This is a genomic window from Serratia sp. SM04, assembly GCF_040280225.1.
Taxonomy (GTDB): domain Bacteria; phylum Pseudomonadota; class Gammaproteobacteria; order Enterobacterales; family Enterobacteriaceae; genus Serratia; species Serratia sarumanii.
Map to the genome: position 1 here is coordinate 866,909 of NZ_JBEOQT010000022.1, position 20,304 is coordinate 887,212.

Sequence of the window (20,304 nt, forward strand, 5' to 3'; positions counted from 1 at the left end):
TAGTCAACTAAAAGCGGAGTCGCGGGCTCAACTACCGCCGACTTTAGTCGGCGGAATTGGCCGGGATTTTGTTACTTTAATTTAAAGTATCTATATACGGATTTTTAGTGAGGATATCATCAATTTCATGCTGAGCCTTTAATCTCCACTCATCACTAATAATCCCCATAAGATCAAGTACTTTATTGAACGCAATTCGCCGCCCATCTCTGTTCTCAACACGATTTTCCAGTTCATATTGAAAGGCTACTTTATAAATGAAGTCAGACATAATCCAATAAAACAGCTCATCTTTTGAACTCGTTGTTTTTCTAAAAAACTCTACCCCTCTCTCTGCATATACATAATTGTACAAACCACCATCATAGGAAATATGTGGCCTACCATCACCAGGTGATGATGAAAAAATGTGCAAATCACTTGCAGGAATCCCGACACTCGCCCCTAGGTCATTAATTTTTCTTTGTATTTCAGAAAAAGAGAGCAGCATATTACTTTATCTCCCGTAGATATCCATTTTTCACCAGCCAGTCAACATTTACTCGTTCTTGCATGTTGGGTAATATTTGGACACCTCCACCTGGCTGACCAAAAGCAGGAGCAATTTCTCCCTGTATTGCAGGCAAAGGTTTTATTACCTCATACTCATAATATTTTTCAGCTTTAGCACCAGGCGCAAGGGCCCGTTGTTCGTAAGGTGTCCCTTTCGGTGCAAGGAAAGAACCATTGGGCTCTCCATATCTATCCAAACGAGTACCTACTGGGATTGTAGTTTTGACAGGATCACCTTCAAATCCCAAATTCTTAGGCCAATCCCATCCCCCATTAGCATTCTTGAATTGGTCATAGTAAGAATACCCGCCTGCCTCAACATCAGTAATAGCACTTGAACTATTAGGGTTACCAGATGGTGTTTTAAGATTTGGTGAGTCAATTTTGCCAACCACTTTTGCTGCAATTTTCTCTGTGAGAGCTGTCCCCACTTTTGCAACACCAACGCCACCTGCAACAGCACCAATCAGATCAGACACTAGTTTACCGGCTTCAACACCCGCGTTATACGCACCACTTGCGCCAGCTTTCTGGTACTCCGACTCCATCAAGTTGATGCGATCAATGTAGTTTTGCTTAACGGCATCCGACATTGTGCTAAAGATGTCATCGCTCGATATCAGTTGCTTGATTGCATCATAAGCCGCAGCAGGATCACTGATGGATTTCGATAAACTCTCGACAGAGTCGTAGAGCCCTTGAGGAACACCAACTAACATGCCTGCACTGTAAGCGGTATCTTGCCCCAGACTGATAGCATCCCATTTGGCACCCACTTGCAATTGACAGGACACATTGCCTTTACAAGCATCAAACTCTTTATCTCTATCTGAGCGCTGTTGATTGCTCAGATAGTTATTCTCCACCGCATTCTTCCCGGCCTGCCCGCCGGTCACAGCCCCCGCAGTATCGCCCGTCGCCAGCCCGCCTGCAAGCCCTGCGGCCAACTGGCTCAGCGCGCTCACCTGCTGTTTCTCGCTTTCGCTCAGCTGCTGCGCCGTTTTGCCCGGGAACAGCTGCCGGGCAATGTAGCGCGCCGCCAGTTCACCGCCACCCGCGCCCAGTCCCCCTGCTGCGGCTGACTGGTTATTCAACTGCGCCGTCACCGCCCCCAGTACAGCGTGCGCCATTGTGTTGGCAGCAACGTCGACTTCACCGGTCAGCGGATTGGTGGTCAGTTTCTTGATTTCCGTCGCCAGGTACGGCGATACACCGCTTGCCAGCGCGCCCGCCAGGTTATTGCCCGCCAGTGCCGTCAGCGCGCCCGTTACCGCCTGCGCCGCCTTCTGCAGGTCGCTGCCGGTGCCGTATTGCCGCATCGCGTTGTCGTATGCCCGCTGCATCACCGCCGCATCGTTCGTCGGTTTGCCGCTCTTCTCAAGCTGTTCCCTGGCCTGCGCCAGCGCCGCCGGGTCTTTCTGTGCCTTCAGCCCGGCGATATCCCCCTGCGTGCGGATGACGTCCATCGCCTGGCCGCCAATCTCGCCGATAAGCTGCGCCTGTTTGAGCCGGTTTTGCTCCTTCTCCTTGTTGAATATCGGGCTGATGCTGCCGTCGTTGGCATGCTCGGTATCCCGGTTAAGCTGCGCCACATCCTGCTGCTGTTTGTCTTTGTCGCGAACTATCAGCGTACCTTCGCTGACCCCGGCCTTTGTCGTCCCCTCGGCGTGCCCGCTGTGGTTGGCGCCCGACAGCATGCCGCCGGCCGTGTTGGTCAGCAGATCCTTGCCCACCGGCCCGCCGGTGCTGAAGCTGCCGCCGCTGTGCGTTGCGCTGTAGTCCGCCTGGTTGTGGATGTCCGTCCAGCCCAGCGTGCCGGTATCGAGGCGGTTTTTCTCCTTGTCAGCTTGGCTTGCAATCACAGCGCCGTCGAGCTGGGTATGTTCTTTGACCTTGACGTCATACCCGCCTTGGCCGGCAAACAGCCCGGTCTGCTCTTTTACCGAGTCGAAGTTGCTGTGCAGTTTGTCCTTACTGGCGCTCACGTTGGCTGAGCCGGTCATCGAGCCGAAGGTGAAGCTGCCGCCCGCACTGGCGTTTTGCTGTTTGGCGTCATAGCGGTCGCTGTCTTGTTGGCTTTGCAGCGTCAGGTCACGGCCCACGTCGACGGTAACCTTTTCTCCGCTGGCCTGCGCGCCGGTCAGCCGGGTGTCGCGGCCGCTGGTCACCTTGAGATTACTGCCGGTATCCAGGGTAGTTTCGGTATGGGTCAGGCCGTTGCCGTTCTCATGCCAGTGCAGGTCCGTTCTCCAGTATCTGCGTCGCCATCGCGTGACGGAACAAATGGCAGCTCCCTTTGTCGATGCCTGACGCTCACGGCACCACCGCATTGGGATGCCGTGAGCCCCGCTACCTTACTTCAATGTCTTTAATAACTCATCCAGTAGTTCAGAAGCATCGTGTTTATATTCTGATTCCCAACGTGTTTGCCAGTCTGCGGGACGGCCTTCACTCTCCCATTCAGACAGAGCAAGTGCATTGATAATTTCTAGTTCAAACCATATTTTCTGATAATTATCTCTATTGTGCTCATTTTCAAATAGCTCATTTAGCTGAGGCAAATCTTCTGCGTAACTGACGAACCTCGCAAAGCTAATGACATCACTTAATGAATGAAGCGCATACTCACAGATATCATTCTTCTCATTTATCGCCATATTTAACCGTGACCACTCTACCAGATTCGTTCGTAACTACGGATACTTTACTCTCAGGATCAAAGTGTACTGTTGTTCCGCCTCGGCTAGGAGTCGATTTTCCATTTTTAATGGTATTCTCAACAACAGAAGGCGTTATTCCTCGATCCTGCATTCTGTCTAAGGCGTGCCCTGAATATTCTCGATTTCTGATCGTACCCGGCTGATTCCTTACAGGTTGATAAGATGGGTTACTTGGCTGATTCATCGGATTGCGCTTACTTCCCATTGGGAGAGTGGCAGATACTTCATCACTGGCCTTGTTAATCAGCCTGGACGCTTCAGCAACATCCCCTTTCTTCAGCGCTGTCTCTGCCGCCTTGATCGCTTTGCCCGCGGCATCACCCGCACCCGGTATAATCCCTATCGCCGCTACCAAGTAATCTAGCGCACTCTGCGCTTCCGCAAAGCTCTTGATATCCCCAACCACCGGCACAAAATCTGCACCTGTCGACAGGATATCTTTCAGTTCTTCCCGGCGCTCAGTATACATCTTCACCGAGCACGCTTCCGCGCTCATTCCGGCACAGTTTTGCTGCTTATAACGTTCGTTCTCTGCGTCGACACGTTCTTCGGCTACCTGCTGAGGTGTCTTACCCTGAGATACAGCGTCAACAAGATCACTCAGCGCGTTATTCTCCACCGCATTCTTCCCAGCCTGCCCGCCGGTCACCGCTCCCGCAGTATCCCCCGTCGCCAGCCCGCCTGCAAGCCCTGCGGCCAGCTGGCTCAGCGCGCTCACCTGCTGTTTCTCGCTTTCGCTCAGCTGCTGCGCCGTCTTGCCCGGGAACAGCTGCCCGGCAATGTAGCGCGCCGCCAGTTCGCCACCACCTGCACCCAGTCCCCCTGCTGCGGCTGACTGGTTATTCAGCTGCGCGGTCACAGCCCCCAGTACAGCGTGCGCCATTGTGTTGGCAGCAACGTCGACTTCACCGGTCAGCGGATTGGTGGTCAGTTTCTTGATTTCCGTCGCCAGATACGGCGAGGCACCGCTCGCCAGCGCGCCCGCCAGGTTATTGCCCGCCAGTGCCGTCAGCGCCCCCGTCACCGCCTGCGCCGCCTTCTGCAGGTCGCTGCCGGTGCCGTATTGCCGCATCGCGTTGTCGTACGCCCGCTGCATCACCGCCGCATCGTTCGTTGGTTTGCCGCTCTTCTCAAGCTGCTCCCTGGCCTGTGACAGCGCCGCCGGGTCTTTCTGCGCCTTCAGCCCGGCGATATCGCCCTGCGTGCGGATGACGTCCATCGCCTGGCCGCCAATCTCCCCAATCAACTGCGCCTGCTTGAGCCGGTTTTGCTCCTTCTCCTTGTTGAATATCGGGCTGATGCTGCCGGCGTTGGCATGCTCGGTATCCCGGTTCAGCTGCGCCACATCCTGCTGCTGTTTGCCGGTGTCGCGAACTATCAGCGTACCTTCGCTAACCCCGGCCTTTGTCGTGCCCTCGGCGTGCCCGCTGTGGTTGGCGCCCGACAGCATGCCGCCGGCCATGTTGGTCAGCAGATCCTTGCCCACCGGCCCGCCGGTGCTGAATGACCCGCCGCTGTGCGTCGCGCTGTAGTCCGCCTGGTTGTGGATGTCCGTCCAGCCCAGCGTGCCGGTATCGAGACGGTTCTTCTCTTTGTCCGCTTGGCTTGCAATCACAGCGCCGTCGAGCTGGGTATGTTCTTTGACCTTGACGTCATACCCGCCTTGGCCGGCAAACAGCCCGGTCTGCTCTTTTACCGAGTCGAAGTTGCTGTGCAGTTTGTCCTTACTGGCGCTAAAATTCGCCGAGCCGCTGCCGGCGCCGATCGGCACGCTGATCCCGCCGCTCATCTGGGTCTGCCTGGCGTCATAGCGGTCGCTGTCCTGCTGGCTTTCCAGCGCCAGGTTACGGCCCACGTCGACGGTGACTTTTTCTCCGCTGGCCTGCGCGCCGGTAAGCCGGGTGTCGCGGCCGCTGGTCACCTTGAGATTACTGCCGGCATCCAGGGTGGTTTCGGCATGCGTCAGGCCGTTGCCGTTCTCATGCCCCTTGCCGGCATTGACGCCTGCCGAAACGCTGATGCCGTACCCGCCCGAACCTGCGCCGATGCCGACACCGACGTTGCCGCCTTTGCTGCTGTTTTTGCCGACGGTGCTTTCGCGGTTCTGCGCCGACTGCAGGGTAATGTCCCGCGCCGCATCGAGCGACAGATCTTTGCCCGCTTTCAGCTGGCTGCCGGTGACGACGATATCGCCACTTTGCGCGTTGTGGTTCTTGCCGCTCGCCGTTATCGACAGGTTTTGCCCGGCGGTGAGCGTGCTGCCCTGCGACTGGCGGCTGTCGGTGCGGGTTTCGCTCTTCGACGATTGGCTGCCGTAGGAGGCGCTGATACCCACCGTATTGGTGGCGCCCTGCGCCGCACCTTCGTCCCCCGGCTGCAAGCCGGCAGCGGCGTTTTTCGCCTCCGCCGAGGCGGTCAGCGCATTATCCCGCTCCCAGGCCTGTGCAGCCTGCACGCCGGACAGCGCCGCCTTGGTGTTTTGCAGCGCGTTCAGGCGCCCATCGCCTTCTTTTCGCGCCTGCTGCGCCGAGCTGACGGCGGTGTTGAGTGCGCCGCCCACGGTGCCCGACAGCGCCACGCTTAGGCCGCTCTGCTTCTGCTCGTAGGTCTCTTTACGCGTGCGCGCATCAACGCCGGGATCGATAGTCACGCTGTCGCCGGTAAGAGCCAGATCCTTGGCCGCCACCAGATCGGCGCCGCCGATGTGCAGTTGGTTGCCCGCCGTGACGTTGACGCTGCCCTGACTGCTGCCGACGGTGCTGACGCTTTGGCTTTGGGTCCGGCCTTTCTCGTCGATTTCGTGTTTGCTCGACTGTTTGCCAATGGTGAAGCCGATGCCGCCGCTGCCCAGCAGGCCGCTTTTTTTCTTCTCTTCCAGCCGGTAATGCGTGTCGGTCTCGGTGGCCGCGCCGATGTCGACGTTACGGCCGGCCTGCAGGTTCACGTCCTGGTCGGCAGCAATGGCCGAGCCGGTGACCGTCAGATCGTTGCCGGCGCTGACGCTGACGCTGTTGCCGCTGAGCAGACTGCCTTTCTCGCGTGTGGTGGCGTCATGCGCCATGCTGTGGCTACTGCTTTTTTTCAGGAAACCTTTTTTCTGTGACCGCTCTTCACTGAGGGCCGACTCGCGTTCGGTGGCGGTATTGAGGGTCACATCCTGCTTCGCCTGCAGGGCGATGGCGCCCTGTTCGCTGTGCAGGGCGCTTGCCGTGGCGATGATGCTGCCGTCCTGCGCTACCACCGTGACGCCGCCCTGTCCGCTGAGGGTGCTGCCCACCACGTTTTCCCGCAGGACTTCTTCGGCGCGCTCACCTCTGGTTTTCCGGCCGCGACTTTCCTCGTTGGAGACGCGATGCTCGCTGTCGGTGGTGTGGTTAAGGATCACATCATTTTTCGCCTGCAGGGCGATAGCGCCTTGGTCGCTGTGCAGGGTGCTGCCGGTAACCGTGACGTCGCCTTCACGCCCGATCACGGTCACACCCTCGCGCCCGCTGAAGGTGCTGCCGGTGCTGATTTCGCGCTCGGTTTGCTCTTCGCGATGGCTCTTGGTTTTGCCTTCGCGCTTGTTTTCGCTGTCCTGGTCCTGCGTGCGGGTACGCGCGTCTTTAATGCTCACGTCCCGTGCGCTGACGCCAATACGCCCCTCTTTACTGTCAATCTGCGCGCCTTCGGCCAACAGGCGGTTGCCCGCCACCAGGGTGACGCCCTGGTCTCCGCCGAGTGCGCTTACTGTCAGGCGCTCTTCCTGGCGGTCGTTGCTGACTGATGAAGTACGGCTGTTGGCGTCCAGGTGCGTGGTATTGGTGGTGCTTTCGGCCCTGATGTTGATATCGCCGCCGGCCTGCACGCGGGTGCTGCCGGCGGCGCTGGCCTGGCTGCCCGTGAACGTGACGTCTCGCCCGGCATCGAGCGTGAGGTTGCCGCCAGCGTTAAGCTCACTCCCCAGAGCCTGCTGCCATTCGCCGCTGACGTGCGCCATCCGGGAGCCTGCCGCTTCCGTGCCGCCGCGGGTGCGGTTACCCATTGAACCGGAGATAACCTCAAGATCGGCGGTATGGCTGCTTTTCGCGGCGGTGATGGTCAGATCGTGACGCGCGCTCAGGCTGAGCGTATCGGTCGCATCCAGTTTCGCTCCGGTGAGCGTGATATCGGTGCCGCGCAGGCGAATGTCGCCGGCGCTCATGGTCGCCTGGCGCAGCGCGTCCTGCAGGTTAGTGCTCATGGCCAGACTGTCTGCCTGCACGTCAATGCTGCCTGCCCTGACGTCGCCGCCCTGATGCAGGAACTGCCCGGCGTCAACCGTCAGGGCTTTTTCGGCAAACAGGTTGCCGGCATTGGTGATGCTGTTTGCCGAGAGTTGCAGGTCACCGCCGCCAATTAGCGCGCCATCGCCGGTCAGGCGCAGCGTAGTCTGTGCCAGATACACCTTCGGCACCCACACCGTTTGCGGGCCGCCTTCCGTTTGCACCGTCTCGCTCACCAGCCAGACGATATCCTGTTGCAGCGCCGCAATCTGCTCCGGCGTCAACGCCACGCCCGGCACCAGATGGAAGTCCTGGGCAACTTTGCTGCCGTTGTTCATCAGTTGCTGGTACTGCTCCATCGCATCCCAGCCCTTGACAGACGGTTTGCCGGTCAGCGCCAGCACCTGCTCGCGCACCAGACGCTGCTCGTAGAAGCCGTCCCCCAGGCGCTTATGGGCCTGCGCGGGGTCATACCCTACGCGCTCGAGCATGTAGTCGCTGCTGATAAAGTTGTCGCGGCGGGTAAAGCGTTCATCGGTTACCACCAGGAACGGGCTGCCGATCGCCGTATGTTGACTAAACAAGCCGTTATTGGGGATGGCGGTGGCCACATTGCCCAGATGCTGTAACTGCGTCAGCGCCAGCTCAGACGGCAGCAGTGGGCGCCCCAGCGGCGAGGACGGCGTGGCGCCCGGTCTTGTCATTTGCTCACCCGGCGCCAGCGTCGTATCGCCGTCAGGTCGGGCAGCGCCGTCTACCGTGAAGGCCAGCGGATTGCGCTCAAGCTCGGCGCGTTCGGCATCTACCGCCTTTAACGCCGCATCAAGTTGACTGATTTGCGCCTGATTGACCGTGGTGTTGGTGATGCGGGTTCCGTTGATGGTGACCGTGCCATTGCCGGTGATCACCCCGTCAACGGTCGCCAGCGCCGTGGTTTCGTCCCGGTTGAACGTGGGGTACCAGTGATGCGTGTCCTTGTCATAATGGTCAACGATAGCCACCTGACGCCGCTCGTTAACCGAGTAACCGCGGTTGTCCACGCTGCCGCCGCCGTCCTGCGTCAGGTTGCCGTTGGCCGTAATGACGCTGGCGTCATTGAGCAACGTTCCCGTGATGCGCAGCACCATGTTGCCGCCGGCCAGAATACGCGCGCCGATCCCCTCACTCACCAGCTTGTCGCGCGTCACCGTGCCGCTCTCGGTACGTTCGCGGAAGTTGTTGTAATCGGTGATGAACGGCGCGCTGTCGATATCGACATGCTTTTCGGGATCCCAGGTCATCACCTGCGTCCAGTCGTGCTCCCAATGGAAGCCGTTTTGATAAGGCGTCGGGATGGTCGCCAGCTGATTGCCCCCACGCGTTTCATAGAACGTCATCGCATAGCTGCCATCGGCATTCGGCTTGAGCGCCAGGTAGTTGACCCACAGGTCGGTCAATTGGCCCTTATTGTCCTTGACCCGCACCTGTGCGCGCTTGCCCGCCGCATCAATGGCCAGCAGTGTGCCGTAGCGGTTGGTTTGCGCCGCCGCGTCATCCTGATAGGTCAGCTGCTGGGTGGTCGGCGCCAGGGTGCTTTTATCGGGATTGACCTTTGAACCGTAGGAGCGCCAGTAGTAGTTGTAGCGGTGCCATTTGTAGTCACTCTTCTCGGCGTTACGCTCAATCACCAGCCCTTCGCGCAGGTTGTTCAGGCGACGCGCTTCCACGGTGGCGTCACCGTCCGCTTCGATAAAGCTGGCCCGGTTTTCAATCAGGTCATCGCTGTGCAGGTGCAGACGGTCGGCGCTGTAAATCAGCGCTCCCTCCCGGTTGGTCAGCCGCTCACCGGCCTGCACCGTCAGGCTGTGGGTCGCCGCCATCACCGCAGGCGCACCGTGGTTGTCGATAATGCGCCCGTTCACGGTGATGTCGTCGCCCATCAGCGCCGCGGCGTTGTCCAGGGTATCGACGTTCAGCGTCATGCTGTCCGCCTCAAGGCGCCCGGTGTTTTGGAAGGCTCCGGTCGTCAGCTGCAGCGTTTTGCCCACCAGCGCCGCCGGATTGGTGATGCTGGCCGCATGGAGCGCCAGCTTGCCGGGCAGCAACCAATCCGCCAGGTTGGTAAAGGCGCCGCTCAGGGAGAACGTCACCGTACCGTTACTGCTGATCGTTTCGCCGGCCTGATGGGTGTAGTCCTGCTGCGCGGACAGCGTCAGCGCCTGCAGCCCCAGCAGGGTACCGTTCTGATTATCCAAGGTACGCGCATGCAAGGTAAGTTGCCCGGCGCTCTCCACTCGCCCGCCCTGGTTGAGCAGCGCCAGCGGCGAGTCGGTCCGTGACCGGTCAGTATTGATATTGAGGTTGCCGTTGGCCAGGATCCGCCCCTGGCGGTTGTCCAGCTGCGTGACCCCCGAGAGGGTCATCTGGCCGCTACTCTGCAGGCGGCCTGCGGTATTGTCGATATCACGAGAGGTGATATCGGTGCGTGTGGTGCCCAGTATCAACCCGCCATCGCGATTGTTCAGGCGCTCGGCCTGCACATCCAGTTCCGCCTGGCTGCTGAGCGTGCCCTGACCGCTGTTATCGAGCGTCCCGGCCTTGAGCGCCAGCCCGTGGGTTGACACCAATTGCCCACCCCGGTTGTTGACCTGCGCCCCCTCAAGCGTGAGCGCGTCGCCGCTGTGCACCTTGCCATGCTGATTGTTAAGCCGGTCGAGTCGGTAGGTGCCCGCCCCCTGACTGATGAGCGTACCACCGGTATTGTCCAGTTGCTTTGATGCCACCGTGATGCCGCCGCGGCTGCTGAATACGCCGCGTGTATTATTGATACCGGCGGCCGACACCTCTTGCCCGCCATTGCTGCGCACTGCACCGCCGGTATTTTCCAGCAAACCAAGAATGCGCAGCGCCACGCGTTGCTGGCCGTCTATCGTCCCGCCGGCATTGTTCAGCGTTTGTGCGTCAAGTTGAAGCGCCTCGCCACTTTGCACTTTCCCATCGCGGTTATTCAGCGCATCGCTCAGCGCAAGGCGTTGTTGTTTCTGGCTGTAGAGCAGCCCGCCCTGCGCATTGTCGAGTGCGCGGGCGGCGATAGTCAGCCCCTCGCCGGCCAGCCACTGACCGCCAGCGTTATTGATGCCGCCGGCGTGTTCGCCGTCTTTGGTACCCGTAACAGCAAGCTGCCCCTGCGCCGAAACCTTGCCGTTGCGATTATCGATATCCTGCTTGATGCGCAGCGCCAAGTCGTGTGCCGACTGCAGTACACCTTTAGCGTTGCCCAGCCAGTTCGCCGCAAGTTGTGCTCCCTGCAAGCTCTGCACACTGCCTTCCGTATTGTCAAAACCGCCGCTGATCGCCTGCCAGCCGCCCTGACTGCCCATCCAGCCACGGGCGTTGAAAATGTCCTGCGCCTGCAGTACCTGAGACGATTGACTAAAAATCCGCCCCTGGCCGTTATCCAGCTTGCCGGTGAACTGCATGTTCAGGCTGCCAAGTGCGTTGATGGTGCCCTGGGCATTGAGCAGACTGGCAGCGCGCACCTCGGTGCGCCCATTGCCGGTAAACGTGCCGCCCTGGTTGTCCCAGCCGCCGGTCAGGTTCAGGGAAAGCGCCTGCCCACCGAGCACCACACCGGCGGTGCGGTTGGTCAACTCGCCCCCCTGAAGAGACAGGTCGCCGCCGCTCTGCAGGGAGCCGCCGTCATTATCGAACAGGCTGGCTGCTCCGCCGTTAACGGCAAGGGCCTGCTGCGCGGTCAGTTTGCCGGAACGGTTGAGGATATTGCCTGCGGCGTCAAGCGTCAGGCCTCCGCCGGACTGCAGCCGCCCGCCGGTATTGTCGAGCGACTGCGCGTTGGCGGTGACCTGCCGGCCACCTTGTGCGGTGCCGCCCTGATTGTCCCAATCGCCATCAGTGTTGACGGCGAGTGCGCTGCCGCCTTCAAGCCAGCCGGCGGCGTTGCTCAACCCTTGCTTCGCCGTCAGGTTCGCATCCTGCCTGGCGACCACCTTGCCCTGAGCGTTATCGAGACGCTGCGCCGTTAGCGTGAGCGACTCGCCGCTGATTTCCCCCTCGCGGTTGCCAAGCACGCCCGACGCAGTGAGAGAGAGTCTCTGCCCGCCCAGCAGCTTGCCGGCCTCGTTGCGGATGTCTCGCGCTGACACCGTGGTTTGCCCATTTCCCTGCACCCTACCGTGATGATTGCTCAGCTCGCCCTCACTGCTCACCGTCAGCATCTCACCGGCGCCCAGCAGCCCCTGCGTGTTGTCCAGCCCCTGACGGGCATGCAGGTTAAGCCGTTGTCGGCCAATCACCTTGCCCTGCGTGTTGTCGAGACGGTCAGACTGCACCGTCAGCACCGTGGCACTGATTTCGCCGCCGCGGTTGGTGGCGTTGCCCGAGGTCTGCAGGGTTGATGCATGACCTGAAAGCAGCTTACCGCCGTCGTTGTTGAGATTGCTCGCCGTTGCCGTGACGGCCGTTCCGCCTTGCGCCGTGCCGCCACGGTTGTCCCAGTCGCCGGCGTGCACATTCAGCGCCTTGCCGGCGCCCATCAGGCCGCGTTGGTTATCCAGGCGGCCGGCCGTCATTTCGAGATTTCCCTGGCCAATGACCTGCCCCTGCGCGTTATCCAGCCGTTGTACCGCCAGACGCACGTCATCGCCGCTCAGGGTGCCGGACTGGTTATTCAGAGCGCTACCTGCCTCAAGCGCCAGGCCGTTCCCCGCCAGCAGATTGCCCCCGGCATTATTCACCGCGCCATCAGCATGGAGCGTGAGCCCCGCCTGGGTTTTTATCGTGCCGCGCTGGTTATCGAGGCGGCCGGCGTCGAGGCGAAGAGCTCCGTTGCTGCCCATCGTGCCACCGCCATTGTCGAGCAGGCCACCCACTCGCCAGTGCTGCGCCGTTTCCCCCAACGCCACCAGGCGACCGCGCTGATTGATCAGCCGGCCGGCCGAAAGCCGGAGGCTCTGCGTCTCGATGGTGCCGTCACTGTTATCCAGCGCGCCTGCCAGGGTGAAACGGCTCTCACCGTCACCGGTCTGAGACCAGGTAGCCTGTTGGTTGAACAGGCTGTCAGCATCGACCGCCCAGCGCCCGGCCTTGACCCTGGCCTGCTGCGCATCCACATTTCCCTTCGTGCTCACGGCCAGCTCACCGCTGTCTACGGTGGACTGGCGCAAGGCCACGCCGCCCTCGCGGGCCGCCAGCGCGGTGCGGCCGGCCGCAACCTGCGCGCCGCTGATATCCACCCGGCGCCCGGATGCGTTGACGTTCTTTTTACCGAGCAGACTGCCACTGGCGCGGATATCGCCCTGGCTATCAAGCTGCAGATTGGCATCATGGACCAGCGTGCTTTCGGCATTACTGCCCGCCAGCAGGTGGCCGCTGCTTTGGATGCCGCGCGCGGCGTTCAGGTGCACATTCCCGGCCGCCGCCAACGTACCGGATTGCGTTAACATTCCCTCGCGACTCTGCACGGCCAGTTGGCCACCGCTATACACTTTCCCGTGCGTCTCGATGTCGCCTTTTGCCGCCAGCTGAATATCGCCGCCGGCCTGCGTGGGCGCATCAGAGCGCCAACTGAGCTTGCCTTCGCTGCTCACCGTGAGCGTTTTGCCCGCCCGGACCTGTCCGCCCTGGTTACGCACGCCGACGCCGGCTTCGGTGCCGATCATGCGGATACTGCCGCTGTACATGCCACCCATCTGCCCCATGTCGATGACAAGCTCAGGCCTGGCGCTGCCGTCGTCCGAAAGCGGCGCGGCGGTTTTGCCGTCCGCGCTCACGCGGTTACGACCGGCCACCAGCGTCACGCCTTCTTTAGCCCAGACGCCGGCGTTGACCTCCACCGCGCGCGCCAGAATGTCGACGTACTCGGTATCATGACGGGTATCGCCGTTGAGCCCACCGCCCTCGATGCGCACCACGCCGCGCTCGACCTGGTAGCCCGCCACGCTGCCATCGGCGTTCAGTTGCGGTTTGCCGGTGGTCAGCGTCATGCGCCCAGCGTTGATGGTGCCGCAGCCGTTGCAGATAATGCCGGCGGGGTTGGCCACAATCACCTGCGCCTTGCCACCGGCCACTTCCATAAAACCGCGCAGCTGGCTGGGATTGTTGCTGTTGACTTCGTTGAGGATGACGCGAGCCGGCGCGGAATTGGGATTGAGATTAGGGTTACCCTGGATCATCCCGGCCATCTGGGTCGCGGTCATCACCGCCGAGTTGTTGAGGATGGCGCCTTTGGCGTCGACGTCGAACTGCTGATACTGATTATGTGAAACCCCAGCCTGGTTGGGGGCGGTGATGTTGACCTGCGGCAAGCCGTTCTGGGTAGTGATGACCTCCGGCCGCTGGGAAGGATTGGCACCGCCGTCCGCGACAATGCCGTCTGCCATGACGGGGCCGGCGAACATCAACAGCCCAAGCAGCCACACTGACCGACGCACGGTGACCCACAGACGACTTCCACCTGTTATTCCTGAACCGATGCGCTGCCCCGGCTCGCTGCTGCAGCTGCGGGCCAGTTCGGACACCACCCGCAACTCCCCGTGGGTGCGGCTGAAGATAAGGCGATAGCAATGTTTGTTCATAGATCACATCCGTGAGAAAAGTCAGTCCGTTCAGGTCAGTGCAGTAACGCTGCCGGTATCGCGATGTTCAGATTTCCAGATTTACGCTAAAACCCGCGGTCGCGCCGGAGGTATGGAACCCCGCAGGCTTGTAGAGCGGAACGCCGGCAAACAGGTCATAGCTGAATCGCCCCCACAGCGCGCCGCGCACGCCGAGCGCGCTGCCCGCCAATTGATGGCCAACCAAGTGGCGAGTGTTTGGGCCGTCCACCCGGCCGTAGTCGGCGGCCAGATACAATTCATGCCCGCGAGAAAACACGTTCCAGGCGATTTCATTGCGCCATAGCAGGCCCTTTTCGCCGGACAGCATCTGTTCGCCATCAAAGCCACGCACCGTGTAACGCCCGGCAATGGCCATCCGCTCCTGCGGCGTCAGCGCGTTCGGGCTCCACTGCCCCCTTACGCTGGTATACACCCGCCAGGGCTGATCGCCCCAGGAGAACGGCTGATTGATACCCAGGTCGCCGAGCAAAATGCCGGTACGTGCGCTGCCTTCATGACGCGACTCTTCCGGGGCAGGCAGGGCATTGAATGCGCCGGTGCCGCGGCGCCAGTTGATATTGGCGTCCAGCGTAGTGGTACCGAAGTAGCTGCGCTGATTCAGCCCCAGCTCCCAGCCGGCGGTCCGACGTTTTTGCGACACAATATCAACGTTGTCCACGGCGTTAGTCGAGTGCTTGCGGTAGCCGCGCAGGTTGAGCGTTAACTTGTGCGACTGGTCGCGGTACAGCAACCGGGAGACGGTCAACTGAATGTTGTCGCTCTTGCCGCTGTAGCGCAGCACCTCATTGGCGTTGGGGATGTTCTGGTGATAGGTGTAGTCGTTGTAATTGGCCGAGAAAGCCCAATATCCCACCGGGAAAAAGTAGTTCAGCGTATGTGAACGGTTGCCGAACGGCCCGTGCTGAAACACATCCTTGCCGATGTTGGCGTAAAACAGGTCATTCTGTGCAAACGGCGCATCGATAGCCAGAGTGGCCGAACCGAGATAACGCCCGGTACTTTTGGAGCCGCTGTCGTCCAGCCCCAGGCTGAGCCGCACCGGGCGCCCTTCGTGCCAGTTGACCTGCAGGTCACTGGTTCCGTCCTCGGCGCCGGGTACGATTTTAATATCGGCATTGGCGCTGGGCACCCGCCTGAAGTTCTCCAGCCCCTGTTCGATATCGCGCAGGCTGAGAATATCGCCGCGTGAGGCCGGAATAGCGTTCCACAGCCGCCCACGCCAGGAGACCGGCTCCTCAAAGCGGATCTCACCGATACGCCCCGGCTGCAGCGTCAGCGCCAACACGCCCGTGGTCAAGTCCTGCTCCTGCGCCATCACGCGTGTGGTGACATAGCCCTTGGCCAGTATGGCGTTTTGTACCTTGTTGATGGCAAGCACAATGCCCTGGCTGCCCAGACAGCGGCCCCTGGCATCCGCCGCGGCGTTCAACGCCCATTGAAAGCGATCGGCAGACTCGCCGACCAACGTTAGCCGATTGATGATGAAGCAAGGGCGTTCATTGGTTGAGTAATCGGGCAGCACAACGTCGGGACGGGAAAGGCGCGCATCGGCCTGCGGGGCATTTTGCTGTTGCAGGGCGCGCTCGCGCTCCTGCTGGCGCTGCTGTTCGCGGGCATCAATGGACGCCATTCCATCGCTGGTAGACGCCGAAGCGGAAAACAGGGGTACGACGCCGATCAATAATCCCGACAGCCCGCAGCGGATAGAATAAAGTAAAGCACGAGCAGTATCTGAATCTGAGCGCATCCTTGGCTCCTCACCGTTACTTATAGTTATTTATTTGGTCAAAATCATAAGTTAAGTAAATTAATGTAAATAAACTTACTCTGGGGCGAATTATGAGCTTCGAGAGGGAAAAATCAACAGCTTTATGGCACTGCGGTTCACAAAACCATAAGGGAGGCGGCGGGCATGCGAAGAATGGCGAAACGGCGGGAGGATGGCGCCATGATGCGCCATCCTTTAACATTAATTGTCGATCGGGAGGAGAATCAGTAAACGAGACAGACAGCTATCAGCCCAGCAAATTGCTGCCGAACGCCCCCTGCCAATCCTGTTCGAATTTCTCGACCGCGGCCTGCACCGCCGGCGCGCTCAGGAACTGCTCCGCCACATCCACCGGCAGCGTGATCGCCTGGCAGCCCGCCAACAGGCATTCCAGCGCCTGGCGCGGCGTCTTGAAGCTGGCGGCCAGCACCTGCGCCGACGGCGCGTGCAGGCTCAGCAGCTGCTGCAGCTCGTGCACCATTTCGATGCCGTCGCCGCCCTGCGCGTCCACCCGATTGACGTAAGGCGCCACGTATTCCGCCCCGGCCAGGGCCGCCAGCAGCCCCTGCCCGGCGCCGTATACCGCCGTGCCCAGCGTTGGGATGGACATCGTTTTAAGCTTCTTGATCGCCGCCAGCCCCTCGGCGGTTGCTGGGATCTTGACCACCAGCCCCGGTACGCGCTGGCTGAGCAGCGCGGCCTCCGCCACCATGCGCTCCGCATCGGCCGCCATCACCTGCGCGAACAGCTTGCCGGTGCCGCCGAGGGCGTCGCGCAGCGCGGGCAGCACTTCCCAGATCGGCTTGCCTTCCTTCGCCACGATGCTTGGATTGGTGGTGACGCCGTGCAGCGGCAGAATGCGCGCCAGGCGTTTTACCGCCGTCACATCGGCGGTATCGAGATAAAGCTCCATCACGGACTCCTGTGTCATGTTCTGTGGGCGGATTCAAACTCTGATCATCATAGGGCAAAAACCCCGTCAACCTTTGACCAAAATCAATCCAACTTTCATTCGAAACATCTTTAATGGCGAAAGATTCAGCAACGCCAAACGGGTGACTCATGTTCTTCAATCTGCAGCGCTACTCGACCCATGACGGCCCCGGTATCCGCAGCGTGGTCTTTTTAAAAGGGTGCCCGCTGAGCTGCCGCTGGTGCCAGAACCCCGAAAGCCGCTCGCGCCACGCGGATCTGCTGTTTGACGAGCGCCTGTGCCTGAGCGGCTGTACGCTGTGCGCCGAGCGCTGCCCGCAAGGCCTGCGGCGTGACGAGGGAGCATTGACGCTGCGGCGCGACGTCATCAGCGCAGACGACTATGCGGCGCTGGCCGCCGCCTGCCCGACCGGCGCGCTCAGCCTGTGCGGCAGCGCGGTCAACCCCGACGATATCATGGCCGAGGTGATGCGGGATAAGCCTTTCTACCTGCGCAGCGGCGGTGGTGTAACGCTGTCCGGCGGCGAACCCTTTATGCAGCCGGAGGTCGCGGCGGAGCTGCTGCGGCGCGGCCGCGAAGCCGGCATCCACACCGCCGTCGAATCCTGTCTGCACGTTCCGTGGCGTTACATCGCCCCTTCGTTGCCCTGGCTGGATCTGCTGTTGGCCGATCTCAAACACACCGATGAAGCGCGTTTCAAAACCTGGACCGGCGGCTCCGCCCGTCGGGTGATGAACAATTTCCGCCGGCTGGCGGCGCACGGCGTGCCAATGACCGTGCGCGTGCCGCTGATCCCCGATTTCAACGCCGATCGCCGCTCTGTCCGCGCGATTGTCGACTTCGCCGCCGACGAGCTCGGCGTGTCGGAGATCCATTTTTTGCCGTACCACACGCTGGGCATCAACAAGTATCACCTGCTCGGCGAACCTTACCGCGCCGCCCGCACGCCGCTGGACGCGCCCGATCTGCTGGCCTTCGCCGAAGCGTACGCCGGCGCCAAAGGCCTGAGCGCCATTTTGCGAGGATAACGCCATGACTACGTTGGATTTGACCACCCTCAGCGCCCGCATCCAGGCGCATAAGAACGCGCTGATTCACATCGTCAAACCGCCGGTGTGCACCGAACGCGCTCAGCACTATACCGAGGCCTATCAACAGCATCAGGATCGGCCGCTGCCGGTGCGCCGCGCGCTGGCGCTGGCCAACCACCTGGCGAAGCGCAGCATCTGGATCGCCAACGACGAGCTGATCGTCGGCAACCAGGCCAGCGAGCTGCGCGCCGCGCCGATCTTCCCCGAATACACCGTCGGCTGGATAGAAAACGAGATCGACCAGTTGGCCGACCGGCCGGGCGCCGGCTTCTCGGTCAGCGAAGAGAACAAGGCGATTTTGCACCGTCTTTGCCCCTGGTGGCGCGGCCAAACGGTGCAGGATCGCTGCTATGGCATGTTTACCGACGAACAGAAGGCGCTGCTCGCCACCGGCATCATCAAAGCCGAGGGCAACATGACCTCCGGCGACGCCCACCTGGCGGTCAACTTCCCGCTGCTGCTGGAACTAGGCCTCGACGGCCTGCGTGAAAAGGTGAACGCGCGCCGCAGCCGCCTGCGCCTGACCGAGTGGGAAGATCTGCATAAAGCGCAGTTTCTCAACGCCATCGACATCGTGCTGGCGGCGCTGAGCGAACACATCCTGCGTTTCGCTCACCTGGCGCGCGATATGGCGCAGCGCGAAACCCGCGACTGGCGGCGCACCGAGCTGCTGGCCATCGCAGACAACTGCGATCTGATCGCCCATCGCCCACCGCACACCTTCTGGCAGGCGCTGCAGCTGTGCTATTTCATCCAGCTGACGTTGCAGATCGAATCCAACGGCCATTCGGTTTCCTTCGGCCGCCTCGACCAATATCTCTATCCCTGGTATCGGCGCGACGTCGAGCTGGAGCAGAACCTGGCGCGGGAAGACGCCATCGAGCTGCTGCACAGCTGCTGGCTTAAGCTGCTGGAGGTCAACAAGATCCGCTCCGGCTCGCACTCCAAGGCCTCCGCCGGCAGCCCGCTGTACCAGAACGTCACCATCGGCGGCCAAAAACTGCTCGACGGCCGGCCGTGCGACGCGGTCAACCCGCTGTCCTACGCCATTCTCGAATCTTGCGGCCGCCTGCGCTCCACCCAACCCAACCTCAGCGTGCGTTACCACGCAGGAATGAGCGCCGATTTCCTCGACGCCTGCGTACAGGTGATCCGCTGCGGCTTCGGCATGCCGGCGTTCAACAACGACGAAATCGTCATTCCCGAGTTCATCAAGCTGGGGGTTGAACCGCAGGACGCCTACGACTATGCCGCCATCGGCTGCATCGAGACCGCCGTCGGCGGCAAATGGGGCTATCGCTGCACCGGCATGAGCTTCATCAACTTTGCCCGCGTGCTGCTGGCGGCGCTGGAACAGGGCCGCGACGCCACCTCCGGGCAGATTTTCCTGCCGCAGGAACAGGCGCTGTCCAAAGGAAACTTCGCCGATTTCGAGCAGGTGATGGCCGCCTGGGACCGACAAATCCGCTACTACACGCGCAAGTCAATTGAGATCGAATGCGTGGTGGACAGCGTGCTGGAGGAGAACGCCCACGATATTCTCTGTTCCGCACTGGTGGATGACTGCATCGAACGCGGCAAAAGCATCAAGCAGGGCGGCGCCAAGTACGACTGGGTTTCCGGCCTGCAGGTCGGCATCGCCAACCTCGGCAACAGCCTGGCGGCGGTGCGCAAACTGGTGTTTGACCAGGGGGCGATCGGCCAGCAGCGGCTGGCGGCGGCGCTGGCCGACGACTTCGCCGGGCTGGATGGCGAACAGCTGCGCCAGCGGCTGCTCAACGCCGCGCCCAAATACGGCAACGACGTGGACGAGGTCGATCGGCTGCTGGTGCGCGCCTACCAAACCTACATCGAGGAACTGAAGCAGTATCGCAACACCCGCTTCGGCCGCGGGCCGATAGGCGGCGGCTACTACGCCGGCACCTCGTCTATCTCGGCCAACGTGCCCTTCGGCGCCGCCACCCTCGCCACCCCGGATGGGCGCAAGGCGCACCAGCCGCTGGCGGAAGGCGCCAGCCCGGCGTCCGGCACCGACCACCTGGGGCCGACCGCGGTGTTCAATTCGCTCGCCAAGTTGCCTACCGAGGCAATCCTCGGCGGCGTGCTGCTCAACCAAAAGCTGAACCCGGCGACGCTGGACAACCCGCGCGATCGGGAAAAGCTGATGCTGATGTTGCGCACCTTCTTCGAGAGCTATCGCGGCTGGCATGTGCAGTACAATATCGTGTCGCGCGAAACGCTGCTGGCGGCGAAGCAACACCCTGACCAATATCGTGATTTAGTGGTTCGCGTAGCTGGCTATTCCGCCTTCTTTACCGCATTATCCCCTGAGGCGCAGGATGATATTATTGCGCGCACAGAACATACTCTTTAAACCTTTG

8 protein-coding genes and 1 pseudogene are annotated in these 20,304 nt (G+C 61.1%); 2 read left to right on the forward strand and 7 right to left on the reverse strand.

Translation table 11 applies throughout. From position 1 onward, the window contains the following. Positions 1-76: 76 nt before the first annotated feature. The 7 genes and pseudogenes from ABTW55_RS24740 to fsa all read right to left on the reverse strand — a co-directional run bounded on the left by ABTW55_RS24740 (position 77) and on the right by fsa (position 16,811). Positions 77-490, reverse strand: a complete 414-nt coding sequence (locus ABTW55_RS24740) for an Imm63 family immunity protein (protein WP_060421284.1) — start codon at positions 488-490, stop codon at positions 77-79. Position 491: 1 nt separating this feature from the next. Then, positions 492-2,792, reverse strand: coding sequence for a glycohydrolase toxin TNT-related protein (locus tag ABTW55_RS24745; RefSeq protein WP_319864464.1), 2,301 nt, complete (start codon positions 2,790-2,792; stop codon positions 492-494). After that, a pseudogene (locus ABTW55_RS25195) lies at positions 2,785-2,865 on the reverse strand (recombinase XerC); the annotation flags it as partial. The pseudogene ABTW55_RS25195 and the gene ABTW55_RS24745, both read right to left, overlap by 8 nt. Before the next feature lie 41 nt (positions 2,866-2,906). Further along, entirely contained in the window at positions 2,907-3,209 is a 303-nt protein-coding gene (locus tag ABTW55_RS24755) for a hypothetical protein (protein ID WP_060427197.1), read from the reverse strand. Continuing rightward, entirely contained in the window at positions 3,196-14,088 is a 10,893-nt protein-coding gene (locus ABTW55_RS24760) for a hemagglutinin repeat-containing protein (RefSeq protein ID WP_060421291.1), read from the reverse strand. The genes ABTW55_RS24755 and ABTW55_RS24760 overlap by 14 nt, the downstream gene beginning before the upstream one ends. A gap of 67 nt (positions 14,089-14,155) precedes the next feature. Further along, a complete protein-coding gene (locus tag ABTW55_RS24765) occupies positions 14,156-15,877 on the reverse strand; it encodes a ShlB/FhaC/HecB family hemolysin secretion/activation protein (RefSeq protein ID WP_060421294.1) in 1,722 nt (573 codons plus the stop codon). 268 nt (positions 15,878-16,145) lie between these two features. Then, on the reverse strand, positions 16,146-16,811 hold the full coding sequence (gene fsa / locus ABTW55_RS24770) for a fructose-6-phosphate aldolase (RefSeq protein WP_033647546.1): 666 nt from the start codon (positions 16,809-16,811) through the stop codon (positions 16,146-16,148). A gap of 149 nt (positions 16,812-16,960) precedes the next feature. Between fsa and ABTW55_RS24775 the strand changes: the two genes are divergently transcribed. Next, complete coding sequence (locus ABTW55_RS24775; RefSeq protein WP_060421297.1) at positions 16,961-17,860, forward strand: glycyl-radical enzyme activating protein; 900 nt, start codon at positions 16,961-16,963, stop codon at positions 17,858-17,860. 4 nt (positions 17,861-17,864) lie between these two features. Beyond that, on the forward strand, positions 17,865-20,297 hold the full coding sequence (locus ABTW55_RS24780; protein ID WP_060421300.1) for a formate C-acetyltransferase/glycerol dehydratase family glycyl radical enzyme: 2,433 nt from the start codon (positions 17,865-17,867) through the stop codon (positions 20,295-20,297). The last annotated feature ends 7 nt before the right edge of the window (positions 20,298-20,304 follow it).